This window comes from Nitrosarchaeum sp. AC2 (assembly GCF_013407385.1).
Lineage (GTDB): Archaea > Thermoproteota > Nitrososphaeria > Nitrososphaerales > Nitrosopumilaceae > Nitrosarchaeum > Nitrosarchaeum koreense.
Genome location: NZ_CP030847.1, coordinates 1,153,371 through 1,169,380 on the forward strand (window position 1 = coordinate 1,153,371; position 16,010 = coordinate 1,169,380).

17 protein-coding genes are annotated in these 16,010 nt (G+C 32.6%); 7 read left to right on the plus strand and 10 right to left on the minus strand.

The window, feature by feature from the left end:
- Positions 1-2: 2 nt before the first annotated feature.
- Together DSQ20_RS06925 and DSQ20_RS06930 are read right to left on the minus strand one after the other, a co-directional pair.
- Entirely contained in the window at positions 3-1,055 is a 1,053-nt protein-coding gene (locus tag DSQ20_RS06925) for a DHHA1 domain-containing protein (RefSeq protein ID WP_179365077.1), read from the minus strand.
- A 46-nt stretch (positions 1,056-1,101) separates the two neighbouring features.
- Positions 1,102-1,296: a hypothetical protein gene (locus tag DSQ20_RS06930; RefSeq protein ID WP_179365078.1), complete on the minus strand. Its 195-nt coding sequence runs from the start codon at positions 1,294-1,296 to the stop codon at positions 1,102-1,104.
- Positions 1,297-1,412: 116 nt separating this feature from the next.
- Here DSQ20_RS06930 and DSQ20_RS06935 point away from each other — a divergent pair, with 116 nt between their 5' ends.
- Positions 1,413-2,576 carry a citrate synthase gene (locus DSQ20_RS06935; RefSeq protein WP_007550913.1) on the plus strand — a complete coding sequence of 388 codons (1,164 nt, stop codon included), beginning with the start codon at positions 1,413-1,415 and terminating at the stop codon, positions 2,574-2,576.
- A 3-nt stretch (positions 2,577-2,579) separates the two neighbouring features.
- On the opposite strand, the gene DSQ20_RS06940 is transcribed toward DSQ20_RS06935, so the two are convergent.
- Positions 2,580-2,786, minus strand: coding sequence for a hypothetical protein (locus tag DSQ20_RS06940; protein ID WP_007550914.1), 207 nt, complete (start codon positions 2,784-2,786; stop codon positions 2,580-2,582).
- A 76-nt stretch (positions 2,787-2,862) separates the two neighbouring features.
- Between DSQ20_RS06940 and DSQ20_RS06945 the strand changes: the two genes are divergently transcribed.
- Both DSQ20_RS06945 and DSQ20_RS06950 read left to right on the plus strand, forming a co-directional pair.
- Positions 2,863-3,243: a hypothetical protein gene (locus DSQ20_RS06945; protein WP_179365079.1), complete on the plus strand. Its 381-nt coding sequence runs from the start codon at positions 2,863-2,865 to the stop codon at positions 3,241-3,243.
- 317 nt (positions 3,244-3,560) lie between these two features.
- On the plus strand, positions 3,561-4,175 hold the full coding sequence (locus DSQ20_RS06950; protein ID WP_179365080.1) for a plastocyanin/azurin family copper-binding protein: 615 nt from the start codon (positions 3,561-3,563) through the stop codon (positions 4,173-4,175).
- A 21-nt stretch (positions 4,176-4,196) separates the two neighbouring features.
- Here the strand turns inward: DSQ20_RS06950 and uvrC are convergent, their stop codons facing one another.
- The 4 genes from uvrC to DSQ20_RS06970 all read right to left on the minus strand — a co-directional run bounded on the left by uvrC (position 4,197) and on the right by DSQ20_RS06970 (position 11,459).
- Entirely contained in the window at positions 4,197-5,783 is a 1,587-nt protein-coding gene (uvrC, locus tag DSQ20_RS06955; protein WP_179365081.1) for an excinuclease ABC subunit UvrC, read from the minus strand.
- An 11-nt stretch (positions 5,784-5,794) separates the two neighbouring features.
- Entirely contained in the window at positions 5,795-8,611 is a 2,817-nt protein-coding gene (gene uvrA, locus DSQ20_RS06960) for an excinuclease ABC subunit UvrA (RefSeq protein ID WP_179365082.1), read from the minus strand.
- Entirely contained in the window at positions 8,598-10,550 is a 1,953-nt protein-coding gene (gene uvrB, locus DSQ20_RS06965) for an excinuclease ABC subunit UvrB (RefSeq protein ID WP_179365083.1), read from the minus strand. Before uvrB ends, uvrA begins: the two co-directional genes overlap by 14 nt.
- A 276-nt stretch (positions 10,551-10,826) precedes the next feature.
- Positions 10,827-11,459 (minus strand): pyridoxamine 5'-phosphate oxidase family protein, encoded by a 633-nt coding sequence (locus tag DSQ20_RS06970; RefSeq protein WP_179365084.1) that lies wholly within the window; start codon positions 11,457-11,459, stop codon positions 10,827-10,829.
- 74 nt (positions 11,460-11,533) lie between these two features.
- On the opposite strand from DSQ20_RS06970, the gene DSQ20_RS06975 reads away from it, so the two are divergent.
- Positions 11,534-11,758 (plus strand): hypothetical protein, encoded by a 225-nt coding sequence (locus DSQ20_RS06975; protein ID WP_179365085.1) that lies wholly within the window; start codon positions 11,534-11,536, stop codon positions 11,756-11,758.
- A 48-nt stretch (positions 11,759-11,806) separates the two neighbouring features.
- Positions 11,807-12,232 carry a hypothetical protein gene (locus tag DSQ20_RS06980; protein WP_179365086.1) on the plus strand — a complete coding sequence of 142 codons (426 nt, stop codon included), beginning with the start codon at positions 11,807-11,809 and terminating at the stop codon, positions 12,230-12,232.
- A gap of 1 nt (position 12,233) precedes the next feature.
- Here the strand turns inward: DSQ20_RS06980 and DSQ20_RS06985 are convergent, their stop codons facing one another.
- The 3 genes from DSQ20_RS06985 to DSQ20_RS06995 form a co-directional block, all read right to left on the minus strand.
- Positions 12,234-12,470, minus strand: a complete 237-nt coding sequence (locus DSQ20_RS06985) for a hypothetical protein (protein ID WP_179365087.1) — start codon at positions 12,468-12,470, stop codon at positions 12,234-12,236.
- A 50-nt stretch (positions 12,471-12,520) separates the two neighbouring features.
- Positions 12,521-13,624 (minus strand): LLM class flavin-dependent oxidoreductase, encoded by a 1,104-nt coding sequence (locus DSQ20_RS06990; RefSeq protein WP_007550924.1) that lies wholly within the window; start codon positions 13,622-13,624, stop codon positions 12,521-12,523.
- Between the two features lie 100 nt (positions 13,625-13,724).
- Complete coding sequence (locus tag DSQ20_RS06995) at positions 13,725-14,669, minus strand: iron-containing alcohol dehydrogenase (protein WP_007550926.1); 945 nt, start codon at positions 14,667-14,669, stop codon at positions 13,725-13,727.
- A 36-nt stretch (positions 14,670-14,705) separates the two neighbouring features.
- Between DSQ20_RS06995 and DSQ20_RS10810 the strand changes: the two genes are divergently transcribed.
- Positions 14,706-15,452 (plus strand): glycerate-2-kinase family protein, encoded by a 747-nt coding sequence (locus DSQ20_RS10810; protein ID WP_255458185.1) that lies wholly within the window; start codon positions 14,706-14,708, stop codon positions 15,450-15,452.
- Positions 15,453-15,562: 110 nt separating this feature from the next.
- Positions 15,563-15,997: an MOFRL family protein gene (locus tag DSQ20_RS10815; protein ID WP_255458186.1), complete on the plus strand. Its 435-nt coding sequence runs from the start codon at positions 15,563-15,565 to the stop codon at positions 15,995-15,997.
- The last annotated feature ends 13 nt before the right edge of the window (positions 15,998-16,010 follow it).

Below are 16,010 nucleotides of genomic sequence, written 5' to 3' on the forward strand. Positions count from 1 at the left end.
ATTTAGTTCAATTTTTTATTAAATTCTGTAAGGAATTTTTTAATTTTGGGTTTTGGAATTACTGCGCCACATGCTTTATCATGTCCCCCACCAGAGCCTCCAAGTTCAGTTGCAAGCAGATTAACAATTTGACCCAAATGAATTTTACAAGATTTTGAACCTCTAACTGAAACAGCATAGATGCCGTGATCAACTCGTTCTTTGTATGCAACACCAACATCTTTTCCAGATAATCCTAAAACAAAATTAACAGCACCGCTTGCTCCAGAGTCCATAATTTCCATATATCCAATATTTTTCATGGTTTTCATTCCTTTTTTGACTTTGGCAATTATCTGAGCTAATTTGTCAACCTGAATTTGTGCAAACTCAAAAGTATTGGGAATTTCATGTGGGAATTTAGATTCTGCCAATTCCTCTACTAAATACAACAAGTAATCAGGATCTTTTTGATGTCCCACTATGTTGTAGGTAAGAACAGTTGCGTTGATTAAAGCAAATTGCCTATCATAGATTTGAAGTAATTTGGAACCAATTGGCCTATCTTCCATATAATCGGTAATAGCTGCACATGCTGCAATGAATGGAGCATGATCAGAGAGTTTTGATTTAAATGCATTATAGACTTGAACTGTGGTACATTCGTTGATGTCATGAATCATTTTAACTTTAATTTTTTCTAGAGCTTTTGTAATTTCTGGATCAATATCATGATGATCAATGTAGGTTACAGATACATGATTCTTTTTTAGAGTTTTTAGTAGTTCAACAAACTCATCTTGATTCTTTTTGCTCAGGCCTAAATCACAAATGTATAGAGACTTTAATTTTTCATCTGCACAAACTTTCTGGATAGCTTCCATCTGGCCTGGATAATCAACTAAAACAGAATCACCGCCAAATGCTTGTCTAATCAAAGCTGCTGAACTAATTCCGTCTGCATCTTCTTTATGAGATATACAAATTACTTTGGTTCTTTGTTGAGTAGGTTTTGTTTTTTTCACTATTTTTTTCTTTGTAGGTTTTACAATTTTTTTTGTCTTTGATGAAACCATTATTGTCGATTCACTTACATGCCCTCATTTAAATCAAGAATGAAATCTACTGAGATTCACGTGATTCTTGTTTTATGCTTTGATTTGCTAAAGATGTGGAATTTACAAATGCATCATAAAATGATACACCATCTAGTTGAGTTTGAATATCAATCTCTTGAATTTTTAGTAATTCGTCTTCAGATGCAGTTAAAACAAGATTATCGAGTTTCTCTAAAAGTTCTCTTTCTGAGGGATTCATAATTTTTATCAAAAAATAATCATTTATGAGCCAGAGTTGTCAGATTAGACTAATTACTAAATTTCATAGACGTGTTTTTCGCATAAATATAATAAAAGATTTCACAAAGTAAAGATGTGGAGACAAAAAACATAGGCTTACGTGGAATTGAGGTTGCAGATACCAGAATCTCAAACATAGATGGAGAAAAAGGCAAGCTGATTTATCGTGGCTATGACATATTAGAACTCACAAAAAGATCAAGTTTTGAAGAAACAGCATATTTGTTATTGCATGATGCTTTGCCAACCAAAGAGCAATTGTTAGAATTTAAATCCAAATTAAGCGATGCCAGATGGATTACAAAAAGAATGCAGATAAACATGGGAAATTGGAGAAAAGATGCAGATCCTATGGACATGCTACAAGCATTTGTGGCAGCACTAGCTGGGTATTATGATGAAGAATTTGCAACTAAAGAAGCAAGTTATGACCGAGCAATCAATCTAATTGCTAAAGTACCAACTATAATTGCGAGTTGGCAAAGAGTAAGAGACGGATTAGATATAGTAGATCCTGATCCAAATTTAGATCATGCGGCAAATTTTTTGTATATGATGTCAGGTGAAAAACCAGACGACGAGATTGAAAAGATTTTCGATACTTGTTTAATTCTTCATGCAGAACATACGTTTAACGCATCTACATTTGTTGCAAGACAAGTTGCATCAACTAGAGCACATATGTATTCAGCAACAAGTGCAGCAATCGGTGCATTAAGTGGAGAACTTCATGGGGGTGCAAATACAGAAGTGATGAAGATGCTTTTAGAAATTGGTACAATAGATAATGTTGTTCCGTGGATTAAAGAAAAAATGAGTAAAGGTGAAAGAATTATGGGCATGGGTCATGCAGTATACAAAACATATGATCCTAGAGCACAGGTTCTTAAAGAATTATCAAGAAAACTTGCTGCAAAGACGGGGGACCCATGGTATGCAATTACAGAAAAAGTAGAAACAACTACAATTGAAGAAATGAAAAAACAAAAAGGAAAAGACATCTATCCAAATGTGGATTTGTACAGTGCATCTCTTTACTATATGCTAAAGATACCAATGGATCTCAATACTCCAATTTTTGCAATATCAAGAGTAGTTGGATGGGCTGCACATATCATCGAAGAAAAATTTGCAGAAGCTGCACCAAAGCCTGCACTTTACAGACCAAAAGCAGTATACGTTGGAAAATATTGCGGACCAGAGGGTTGCGAATACAAATCTCTGGATTTGAGAAAATAGTTTTTAATTTCTAGTATTAAGCCATTCTTTTGCTTTAGAATTCACATCGTGTTTGTATAATACTTCAAAAACCATATCATAAAACGAGATACCTTTTTTCTGCGCCTGATCATCTAGCCAACGAATACCATCAGCAAGTTCAGGATCATATTCGGAAAATTCTACAAGTTCATCAACCATTTTTGAAAAAAATGTGTGTGACTCTAACATATGTTAATCTTTGAATCTTTGATCATAAGGGCGGGATTCAAAATATATAGACAAAAAACCACTTTTTGGTTGACAATTGGAGCATATTTTATTTTTTGACGGGGATTCAAAGAGAATTTCATGGGTCATTCAAACAGATAATTCAATTGTAGAACAAAAAAGGGAACATGTAGAAATTTACTTGGATAAAGTAACAAATCAACAATCAAAATACATCGGATTACATATTGGGATATTTTGGGGAATTGGTACATTTATCATAAAAAATGAAGATATTGTAAAAATAACAACTGACGATAAATCAGTGTTTGAGCATTTAATTTCAAATCAAAAAAGTGATGATGAATTCATTGAAAAAAGAACTTTTTTCATCAGACAATTAATTGAGCAAAGAAAATTAAAAATTAAATATGAATTAGTAGAATCTGAGAAAAATTTAGCTGCTAAAAAAACATAATGCAAAGGTGCTTAAGACCAAAAACGGGAGTTACTTGGTGACAGCTCCATCGCATTATTAATTTATGAAATGTATCAAATCATAAAAGAAATACTTGTTCAATATGATTGACTTTAGTTTAAATCAATTAAAGCGATCATATGAGATTTTCAACGTATGTTTTAGATTTGTGTAATTTTTTGAAGAAAGTTGCAGACACACATAAATTAAAAATAGTTAAAAAATAAGATACTACTCAAATATTGTAATTATTTCAAAATATGAACGTAGAAACAAAGATTAGATTTATTTAGCTTGAAAAAATCATGTGATCAATTATGGCAAACATAGACAAAGCAGCAATTGCATTTTCTATTGCAATTGTAGCTGTAGGTGTAGGTTTTGCCGCATATGCAGGATATGCGCAAGATATCGCTCCAGTTGCTAAAGCCCCAGTAATTGCAAATACTGAACCAAAAACGCAAGTTGATCCAATGGCAAGCATTGCAGAAAAGGTGAAAAGCGCTGCGGCTACAACAGAAAAAACTACAGAGCTTAAAGAAGAGGTAAAGATGGAAACTGAACCAGCTCCACCAGTTGAAACTGAACCAGTTGAAACTGAACCAGCTCCACCAGTTGAAACATCTGAACCAAAAACAGTTAGCGTAATAATTCCAGCTGGAACTTCATCTCCAGGTTGTGAAACAACTAATGAGTGTTATACTCCAGCATCAGTTACAATCAATGTAGGTGATACTGTAGAATGGGACAATGTAGATACTGCTGCACACACAGTAACAGGTGGCAGTCCAGCTGATGGCCCATCAGGAGTATTTGACAGTAGCCTAGTCATGGGAAAAGCAAAATATTCACATACATTTGATAATGCAGGATCCTATGATTACTTCTGCATGGTACACCCATGGATGGTTGGAAAAGTTATAGTTAACTAAGCAAGAATATTTTCTTTTTTCTTATTTTATTTTATTTTTACGTATTGTTCTATTATATGCAACACCAAATCTATGAGTTTCATCTCTAGCATGTTGTAAAATTTTCAATGAGGGTTTATCTTTTGAAATAATAGTAGGATTTTTTTGATTTGGCATATACACTTCTTCATTTTCTTTAGCAAGTGAAATACAATCAAGATTCAATCCAAGTGATCGTAATGACTTTAATGCAGCGTTTAGTTGACCCTTTCCACCATCAACTAATATCAAATCAGGTAACTGGGAATTTTCTTCAAGTAATCTAAGATATCGCCGTTTGATTACTTCACTTATCATTGCAAAATCATCTCTTCCAGAAACTGTTTTAATTCTAAATTTTCTGTAACCAGATTTATCTGGTTTCCCATTTACAAATCTAGCCATTGAACCAACAGCAAATTCATCTCCATGATTTGAAATATCAAAGCATTCTATGATATTTGGTATGGTAGAGAGATGTAAAAGTTCTTTTAATTCAATGAGACCTAAATTACTTCCTTTAGAATGAATTAAAGAAATATTTTTCAAAATTAAATCAACAATATTCTTTTTTTTACCACGTTTTGGATAAATTATTTTAACTGAAAAACCTGCTTGCTTTGAGAATAAAGATTCTAAGAGTATTTTGTTTTTAGGAAGAGTACTTACGTAGATAAATTTTGGAATTTTGTGTACTGTATAATATTGAAATAAGAAATTTGAAAAATCATTATCCCCAACAAGATCAAAAAAGAACTTGTCACTATCACGCATTACTCCATTTATCATTCTAAAATTCATCACAGTCACAGTTTGATCTTTATCAGCAATTCCAAAATACTCTTCATCTGAATTTTCAACATATTCCATTTTTTGTTTTGTTTGAAGACTATCTAATCTAATCAATGTATCTCGAATATCCTTTGCACGTTCAAATTGTTGGGAGGCAGCAGCCTGAGACATCTCTTCTTTTAATTTCTCTGTAAAGATCTGAGTTTGATTTTTTCCTTTTAGAACTTCTTCTAATGCAGATACATGATCTGTATATTTTTCCTGGGCGTCTTTAAATTCACATGGGCCTTCACAATTACCAAGATGATACTCAAGACATACTTTTTTTGGTAATTGTTTACAGATTCTAATTTGAAATGCTTTTCGCAGAGTACCAATTGTAAGCAGTTTAGAGCTTCCGTGCATAAATGGTCCAAAGATTTTACCACTGCCTAGAAACTTTCCATTACGAGTTCTTCGTGCAACTAGCAATCGAGGGTATTTTTCATCCGAAATTCTAAGGTAAGTATATCGTTGTTGATCTTTTAATTCAATGTTAAATTTTGGTCTGTATTTTTTTATCATGTTAGATTCTAAAAGAAATGCTTCACTTTCATTATCAGTTAATACAAATTCAATATCAGAAATATGTTCTACTAATTTTTGTGTTTTATAATTTTGGTTTTTTAGAAAATATGATCTTACTCTATTTTTTAGATTCTTTGCTTTACCAATATAGATAATTTTTTCATCAGAGTCTTTCATCAGATAAATCCCAGGATTTGAAGGAATGTGAATTTTTGAGATGTCAAAAGTCATTATTTTAGTCATCATTTGAGTAATTTTTTAAGATATTTTCCAGTATAACTTCCAGGAGCTTTTGAAACTTGTTCAGGAGTTCCAACAGTCACTATCTTACCACCTTCATCACCACCCTCTGGTCCCAAATCAATTAACCAATCAGAATTTTTAATCACATCCAAATTATGTTCAATTACCAATACAGTATTTCCTAAATTCACCAATCTGTTTAGAACATCAAGTAGTTTTTGAACATCAGCAAAATGTAATCCGGTAGTAGGCTCATCAAGAATGTAAAATGTTTTTCCAGTTCCTCTTTTTGATAATTCAGATGCAAGTTTTACTCTTTGGGCCTCTCCGCCAGATAATGTAGTTGATGATTGTCCCAATTTTATATATCCCAATCCAACATCATAGACGGTTTGTAGTTTTCTTTTAATTGAAGGGATATTTTCAAAAAATTGAAGCGCTTCGTAGACAGTCATATTCAAAACATCAGAAATATTTTTTCCTTTATACAAAACTGAAAGCGTTTCAGAATTGTAACGCTTTCCTTTACATTCATCACATTTTACATAAACATCAGACAAGAACTGCATCTCTATTTGTTTTACACCATCGCCTTCACATGCAAAACATCTTCCATCAGCCACATTAAAAGAAAATTGTCCCAAAGAATATCCTCTTTCTTTTGCTAACTCAGTATTTGCATATAGTTCTCTAATAGGAGTAAAGGCACCAATGTAAGTTGCAGGATTAGAACGAGGAGTTCTACCAATTGGGGATTGATCAATTGCTATAACTTTATCAATATATTCAAGACCTGAAATCCCACTATGAGATCCAGATTTAATATTGGATTTATAAAAATAATTTTCAAGGGATTTTAATAAAATATCATTAATCAGAGTGGATTTTCCAGAACCAGAGACACCAGTTACTGAAACAAACAAACCAAGAGGAATTTCAACATCAATACTCTTTAAATTATTTTCAGATGCGCCTTTAATTACCAGAGTTCCAGAACGATTACGAATTTTTCCATCAAGTTTTATAAGAGAATTATTTTTTAGATATTCTCCTGTTATAGATTTTTTATTATGAAGTATTTGTTTTACAGTTCCCTCAAATACTACGTTACCGCCATGAACTCCGGCACCTGGACCCAAATCAATAATCCAATCCGAATTTCGCATAATTTCTTCGTCATGCTCTACAACAATGACTGTATTTCCTAAATCTCGCAGCTTTGTTAGCGTTTTAATGAGGCGTTCATTATCACGCTGATGTAATCCAATTGTTGGCTCATCAAGTACATACAAGACACCAGTAAGATTAGAACCTATTTGAGTTGCCAATCTAATTCGCTGAGATTCTCCACCAGATAGTGTTGAGCTTAATCTATTCAATGTAAGATAGTTTAACCCCACATTCATTAGAAATTCTAATCGTTCTTTGATTTCCTTTAGTACGTCTTTGGCGATGTATTGTTCATTCTCAGTTAATTGTAATGTAGAAAAAAAATCATAGCAGTGATCTATGGACAAGTCACATACATCCATTATTCCTTTATCATTGATTTTTACTGCAAGCGATTCTGGTTTTAATTTTTTTCCATTACATGCAGTGCAAGGAGTATCTCGCATGAATTGTTTTAGCCATTCACGTTTAGATTCAGAATCGGTCTCCATAAATGACCGCTGGAGATTGACAAGTACTCCTTCAAAGGCATCAGTGTATTGCCAAGATGAATCACCAGACTTTGATTGATATTTAAAATCAATCAAATCATTTGAGCCATATAAAATAATTTTAAGATGTTTTAGAGATATTTTTTCAATGGGGGTCATTAAATCAAAACCAAATTTTTTACCAACAGCTCTTAACGCTTGTTTTCTAAATGCAGAAAATCTTCCACTCCAGGGAACAATTGCGCCATCTAAAATTGATTTACTTTTATCTGGAATTACAAGATCTTCGTCAAATTCCATCTTCACTCCCAAACCATTACATGCTTTACACATTCCAAATGGGGAGTTAAATGAGAAGGTTCGTGGTTCTAGCTCACCAATTGTCAAACCACAGTAAGGGCAAGCATTATTTTGAGAAAATATCTTTTCAGATTTATCAGAAGAAACCATAACATCACCTTTTGATGCTTTTATTGCAGTTTGTATTGCTTCAAAAAGTCTAGATCTTTCAGATTTTTCTGCCTGAATTCTATCAACTACAATCTCAATATTATGCCATTTTTGTCTATCAAGTGGAGAAATTGGCTCATCAAGGCTTAAAATTTCCCCATTTAGGCGTATTCTAGAGTATCCATCTTTTTTTATCTGTTCAAATAATTTTTCATACGTTCCTTTTTTTCTTTGAACAATTGGAGATAAAATCAAAATCTTTTGATCAGCAAAATCTCTGAGAATAGAATCACATATTGTTTCAACGGATTGACTGGAAATTTTTCGTAAACAATTCACACAATAAGGAATTCCAATTCTTGCAAAAAGTAGTCTCATGTAATCATAAATTTCAGTAGTGGTGCCAACAGTAGAACGTGGGTTTTTGCTTGTTGTTTTTTGTTGAATAGATATTGCAGGTGAAAGACCTTCAATAGAATCAACATCAGGTTTGTCCATCATTTCAAGAAATTGTCTTGCATATGCAGAAAGAGATTCAACATAACGTCTCTGTCCTTCAGCATAAATCGTATCAAAAGCTAAAGTTGATTTTCCAGAACCAGATAACCCACTAATTACAACGAGTTTATTTTTTGGAATGTCTACATCAATATTTTTTAAATTATGGTGTCTTGCACCACGAATTTTTAATTTATTTTCTGCCATCTTTAAATTTGATCTCTTTTTCCAGTCTTTTTATTCTATCTCGACATTCAATTGCTCGCTCAAAATCTAATTCTTCAGAATATTTTTTCATTTGGTATTCTAACTCTATAATATCAGTAGCAAGATCATGAGTTGATTTCAGTTTAGATTCATCTAATGTTGTAACTTGTTCAGGAACTGACTTTATGATAGTCTTGGGAGTGATGTTGTGTTCTTTATTGAATTGTATTTGTTTTTCTTTACGCCTTTTAGTTTCATATATTGCATTAGACATGGATTTTGTAATAGTATCAGCATACATGATTACTGTTCCATTTTCATTTCTTGCCGCTCTTCCAAAAGTTTGAATTAAACTAGTAAAATTTCTGAGGAATCCTTCCTTGTCTGCATCAAGTATTGCAACGAGGGAAACTTCAGGGATATCCAATCCTTCTCGTAACAAATTAATTCCAACTAGAACATCAAATTCACCTAATCGTAGTTGTCGAATAAGTTCTGTCCTTTGTAATCCCTCGATTTCAGAGTGCATGTATCTTACTCTAACTTGCTTTTTGGAGAGGTACTCAGCTAGGTCTTCAGCCATACGTTTTGTCAAAGTTGTGACTAAAACGCGTTCATTTTTGACGGATCTTTTAGCAATTTCCTGGATTAAATCATCCATTTGATCTTTAGTAGATCTAATTTCTACAACAGGGTCTAATAGACCAGTTGGTCGTACTAGTTGTTCGGCAATTTGTGAAGATATTTTTTTCTCATAATCACTGGGAGTTGCAGAAACAAAAATAGTATTTTTTAGATAATTTTCAAATTCTTCAAATTTTAATGGTCTGTTATCATATGCACTAGGTAAGCGAAAACCATATGTTACTAGTTGTTGTTTTCTTGAATAATCACCTTTGTACATTCCATGTAGTTGTGGCAATGTAACATGTGATTCATCAATAACAAGCAAATAATCATCACCAAAAAAATCCATCAGGCAAAATGCTTTCTCACCAGCTTTTCTTCCATCAAAATGTCTTGAATAATTTTCAATTCCTGAACAATAACCTAATTCTTCAATCATTTCTAGATCATATTTTGTTCTCATCTCTAATCGTTGTTTTTCTAGTTCGTTGAGTTCAGGCAATCTTTGTTTTAGTTCATTTTTGATTGAGATGATAGCCTTTTCTCTAACATCTTTTGCTATCAAGTAATGTTTGGCCGGAAATATTTTCATCTGAGTTATGGTACGTTTTTCTTTAAGCGAGATATGATCTAACAAAGTTATTTTTTCTACATCATCACCAAACATTGAAATTCGAACAATATCTTCAGAATATGCAGGAATGATATCTATAGTATCACCTTTTACTCTAAAATTTCCAGGAGCCACTTCAGTATTATTTCTTTCATATCGTGCATCAATGAATTTTTTTATAAGATCATTTCTTTTTATAACATCACCAGCATTAATTGTAATTGCTAAATCCTCCCAATCTTTGGGATTACCAAGTGAGTAAATACAAGATACGGTAGATACAATAATTGTAGGCTCGCCAGATAGAAGCATTGCAGTTGCCTCTAAACGCAGTTTTTCAATTTTTTCATTAATCTGAGTGTCTTTTTCAATATATGTATCGGTCTGAGGCAGATAACTTTCAGGCTGATAGTAATCATAGTATGATACAAAATATCCAACATTGTTTTTTGGAAAAAACTGTTTTAGTTCAGAATAAAGTTGTGCAGCCAAAGTCTTATTGTGAGAAATTACTAGTGTGTTCTTTCCAGTTCTTGCAATTACATTTGCAATTGAAAATGTCTTTCCACTTCCTGTTACACCTAATAGTGTCTGAACCGTTCCTTTTTTTACACCTGAAACTAAAGTGTCAATAGCTTGAGGTTGATCACCTGTAGGCTCATATTCAGATACAAGTTCAAATTTATGGATTTGTTGCAACAGTTACAATCGTCTAAAACTGAACTTATAGCTAACTATTCTCCAAGTATTACCTACGGTACACCATAATTTAGTGCGTGTTAGCACTAGTACCAGATTTTGATTTTATTTATTAATTAAAAATCTAAAATTTTGTTATGAAAAAGATGTGCATTGTTTGCAATTGTGAGTTTGAGAACAGAGCAAGTGATTATTGCTCATCTAATTGCAGCGTGGAAATGATAGAAAGCATCATATCAAAAAAAGAATCAGAATTCAAACCACATAACAAAGATGTTACCAAACGGGTTCATCAACCATCTGCAATCCAGAACTAGTAATTTCAAAGCCCATTATTTTCAAAGTTTCTTTTGCAGTTGGAGAATTTCTTTTCAGTATTTGTTGTGCCAAATGAACTCTACTTTCAGGACGCATGTTTTGTCCAATTTTGTATTTACCTGAAAGAACTTCAGGAATAACTTTGATAACTGCTACTGCATCTAAAACTCTCATAGAAGATTGGATCGGATCATATCCACCCTCAGGCTGATATTTTTTCATTAAGCCATTTAACGCAAGTGTTTTTTCTTCCTTGTTTGATACTAGTGATGCGGTACCTTTGATTACAACGCTGACATATAATGTATCAGCCAGAGATGCATCTTTTGGATCTTCAAAATATGAGGGTAAAAATTCCAACTCTCTATCGACTTCAAACCCAACTTTACAGTTTCTATTGATGTTATCTATTTTTTCACCTTTGATATGCGAATGCATGTATACAGAATCGTTTAAAAAAACAAAATTCATTGGGATTATCTGAGGATATCCATTCTCATCAATACTTGAAATACGTCCAACATGTTCTTGATTCAAAAATTCTTTAATTTTTTGGGGTGACTTTATTTGTAAAATTCCAACTAGTTGCAATAAGAGCAATTCTACTAATAATATTATAAATCCAGATCATTAATCGCTAAAATACAAGGTAATTAAAGAAAATTATGGACGATCCATATCTGAATGAATTAAAAAATGAGTTCAAAAAATATTCCTCAGAATTAAAAATATTAAAAAAAAATCTCTTAAAATCAACTTCTCCAGAGGAACAATCAAAAATTATAAAAAAAATAGATAAAGTTGCCAAAGAGATGGAAAAAAATCAAACACAGTCAGCTAAAGTAACAAAATCAAGATTAAAAGAAATCACTAGAACAAAAAAATTCTAAATGTGAAATAAGATTCCTAAAATATAGGACTAATGTAGAGAGTAAGAGTTGGACGAAAAAGAAGAAGAATGGATGGAAGCAACAAATTTAGTGCTTAAAACACTTGAAGATTGGGGATCAAATTCAAAATTCATTTGGTTTAGAGAGTTACACAGAATTTCAGATGTTGACAAAGGGCAATTAAGAAATATTCTCAATGAATTAAAAAAATCAAAAGATGTAAAACAGATGCATGGTACAAATAATAGAATATTTTTTTGTCTAAGTAAATACTATACAAAATGCCATGATGCAGAATTTAGATTTAAAGGAAAACCAATAATGCTAAGAGATGGAAGTAAAGTCAAAGTAATTCAAGGTGAAACAAACGCAACTGCACGTACAAGAAAAAGAATTGAAAAACAACACAAAAAACGACAAGTGAGATCATACACTAGAATGAAAAGTAAAAACAGGCGACCACATAAATCGTAATTTAATTTTGTGGAAGATTTTCTGCATTTCTGCGCATAAGATTGAATTCAGCACGTTTTAGTTTTGCAGATTCTGCAAGATCTTCAGTCATATCATAAAGATCATGGATTTCTAGATTTGAAACTATTTCATCTTCTTTTTGATCTTCCAAGTCCATCTCAATGTTAGATAAAATATCAATATTTTCTTCGAGAATTTTGATGCACTTTTTTATTGCCTCAGGAAGTTCGTCATCCATACCAATTAGCAAGTTATAGTATAGTAAATGATTTTCGATTTAAAACAGACTTATTTTTGGATTTGTTCACGCAGGTAAGGCATCACATGGCTTGCAAATTTATCAATTGAGCCAAAGTAATTCTTACCCCAGAATCTAATTACGAAATGGTTTACACCTGCTTTCATAAATCGTTCAAATGTAGGAATAATATCATCTGGAGTACCAACAGCAGTTGATGAGCGAGCAATTTTATCAGGAATTTTTGTTGCAGCCTCTCTCATTTTTACAATCCAAGATTGATCAGACATTGAATATTCTGTAAAGTATTTTACAAAATCAAACCCTTCAATTTCTTTAATGCCATGTACTCGTAAGACTTCAGGCTTGAACAAACTTACCTTTACAGCTTCTTTCATTTTTGCCCATGATTCTTCTGCATCTTCTGAAAAGTAAACGTCAATGTCAAGTGCATATTGGAACTTATCTTTTTCTTCTTGAGTACGATTATGTTTATTCATAGATGTTTGAATTTGTTTTGCATGATCTTCAAATAATTCAGGAGTATAACCAATTGGCAACCATCCTTCTCCTAATTTTCCAGTGAGTTCTAAAGTGCGAGTACCACCTGATGCCATGTAAGTTGGTGGATGTGGTTTTCTAATTGGAGGTGCTTGAAGACATGCACCTTCTAGTTTGTAATATTTACCATCGTAGTTTACAGTATTATCAGGAGTTGAACCATACAATGTTTTGATAACTTGAATTTGCTCTTCCCATTTTGAAACTGGTTTTTCAAATGGAATACAAAATTCTTTTAAATTTTGAGCTTCACCTGCACCAATTCCTAAAATTGCTCTTCCTTTTGAAACTCTATCAAGTGTAATTGCAGCTAATGCAATGTTTGAGGGATGTCTTCTGATTGCATCAGTGACACAAGTTCCCAGTTCAACATTATTTGTAACTGCAGCGATTGCAGAAAGCATTACCCAAGGATCTAAAACTATAGCATTTCTCCATTGGGGGACATTTGTGTGATCCATATAGAAAATAGAGTCATAGCCAGTTTTATCGGCAAGCATACAGGCAGTTAAAATTTGATCTTCAGAATATCCTGCACGGGCAACATTTAATCCGTTTTGAATACCGAACTTTAATGGCTTTTCAGTAATCATACAATTAGACTAAAACATTAGCATAAATAAGTTTAGTCAAAACGAGAATCGTTATAATGTATCAATAAAATAGAAAAAAAGTAAAATCCGTGTGGATTTTTTATAGATTACCTGATTTAATATCCTCTAGACACTTGATGACATCTTGTTTAGTGATTGGAATTGGATTTGGATCCAAATGTCCCCTGTCAGTCATTACAGTATCTGCTGCTTCTGATACGTCAGCCTTTAGAGTCAATCTATCAAAGCCAAGTTTAGCCATGGCTTCTTTGAATCTATCATAGAAGATAGATTTGTTATGCTTATGTGCAACTGTAGTACAAGAAGACAACGAGTATCCGTGTGGAATTCCTTCATTTGAGAACACATATGACAATGCATGTCCAAGTGTAGTTGAACAGTTACCAAATCCAATACCAGAAAGCATCGAACCATAAGGATAGTTTTCCGGTTTGTCATTCATAATTGCATCATAGAGTATCTCAAATGCTTGTTTACACATTGTTCTTGTAAAGTCATTACCGAGTTTGCTGTCATAGCCCTCAGTTGCTTGTGCACATGCATCACAAACAGAGCTTTTGATGACTTGTTCTGGAGTACCATCCATAAAATACGAATCGACTACAGCCATGTCAGCAAGAAATCTGTCTTCTCGCAATAGCTTCTTTTTTCCATCAAACTTCAAAACGCAATAGGTTGTCATTTCAGCTCCTGTTCCAAATGTAGTTGGAATTAAGATTTTTTCTTTTTTCATTTCAGGTGCAGCATATTTTACTACATCCATTGAACTGCCTCCTCCTAATCCAATTAGCACTGAAGGGTTCTTGTCTTTGAATTTTGAAATAACAGTATTGACATCATCAATTGATGGTTCAGGTGTTACTTGATCATACAGTAAATAGTCCTTAATCCCCATTTTACCAAGCCATTTATCAGAAAGTTCTGGAGGAACGGTTGTAACAACTAGGGCGTTTTTTGGGTATTCTGTTTCACCAAGTGCATTTTTTCCAAAATTAATTATTTTTGGAATGCGTACTGTGTGCATAAATCTAACCATCATTGATTATTATTATATCTTGGCGTGAAAAAGAAACGTATGATTATTCAAAATTATGAAGAATTGGCAACATCAGAAAAGAAGATAGATTGTTTGAAGATTCTAGAGGAAGGACTAAAAGCTGCAGACCCAGAAAATATTATACCAAAATTTGTCACTCCAGAAGAAATTAAAATTAACGGAAAAACTATCAAACTAAACAAGTTTTCTGGAATCTATACGGTGGCATTTGGAAAAGCAGGAGATTCCATGACACGGGCACTAAATGCCATAATTCCAATAAAAAACGGCATCATAGTAATCCCAAAAGGTTCAAAATCAAAAATAAAAGGTAAAAAATTTCAGATTTTTAATTCTGGACATCCAAAACCTGATCAGACAAGTATAAAGGCAGCAAAAGAAGTGATAAAATTTCTACAAAATAGAAGAGAAGGAGAATTAGTGATTTATTTGGTCTCAGGGGGAGGATCATCATTACTTGCAATTCCTGATGACATAACATTGGATGATAAAATCTACGTGACCGATCTGCTGCTAAAATCAGGATCTACAATTCAAGAGTTTAACTGCATTAGAAAACACTTATCAAAAATCAAGGGTGGCAGACTAGTTGAAAATACTAAATGTCAAGGAATTGGACTAGTCATGTCAGATGTTGAAGGAGATGATCTTTCATCTATTGCATCAGGGACAACATACATGGACGATACAACATTTTTAGAGGCACTAAACATAATCAACAAGTATAAATTAAAAATAAAATCCCATTAGAAATTTTACAAAGATTAGAAGATGGATTTAAAGGAAAGATTCCTGAAACACCAAAAAAAGCACTGATTGAAAATTACATCATTGCAAACAATAAAAATTGTCTTGATGCAATGGAATTAAAAGCTAAAGAGCTTGGATATAAAACAAAAACGATACAGATATTTGGTAACATAAAAGATGCTACACAAAAAATTATGGAAAATATTTCAGATGAACAAAAAACTTGCCTAATATTTGGTGGTGAACCGACAGTTGAAGTAATCGGGAAAGGAGCAGGAGGAAGAAATCAAGAGTTAGTTTTAAGAATTTTAAAGAATGCACAAAACATGAAAAAAATTGCTATTGCATCAGTAGGTACAGATGGGATTGATGGAAATTCATTATTTGCAGGAGCAATAATAGAAAATATCAAAATTGACGAGTCAATAATTAAAGAATTTTTAAAAAATAGTGATTCTGCAAGATTCTTTCAAAAACAAAAATGCAATATTCGAACTGATTTTACCCATACGAATCTTATGGATATAGGCATGGTATTGAAATAAATTTTCAATTACA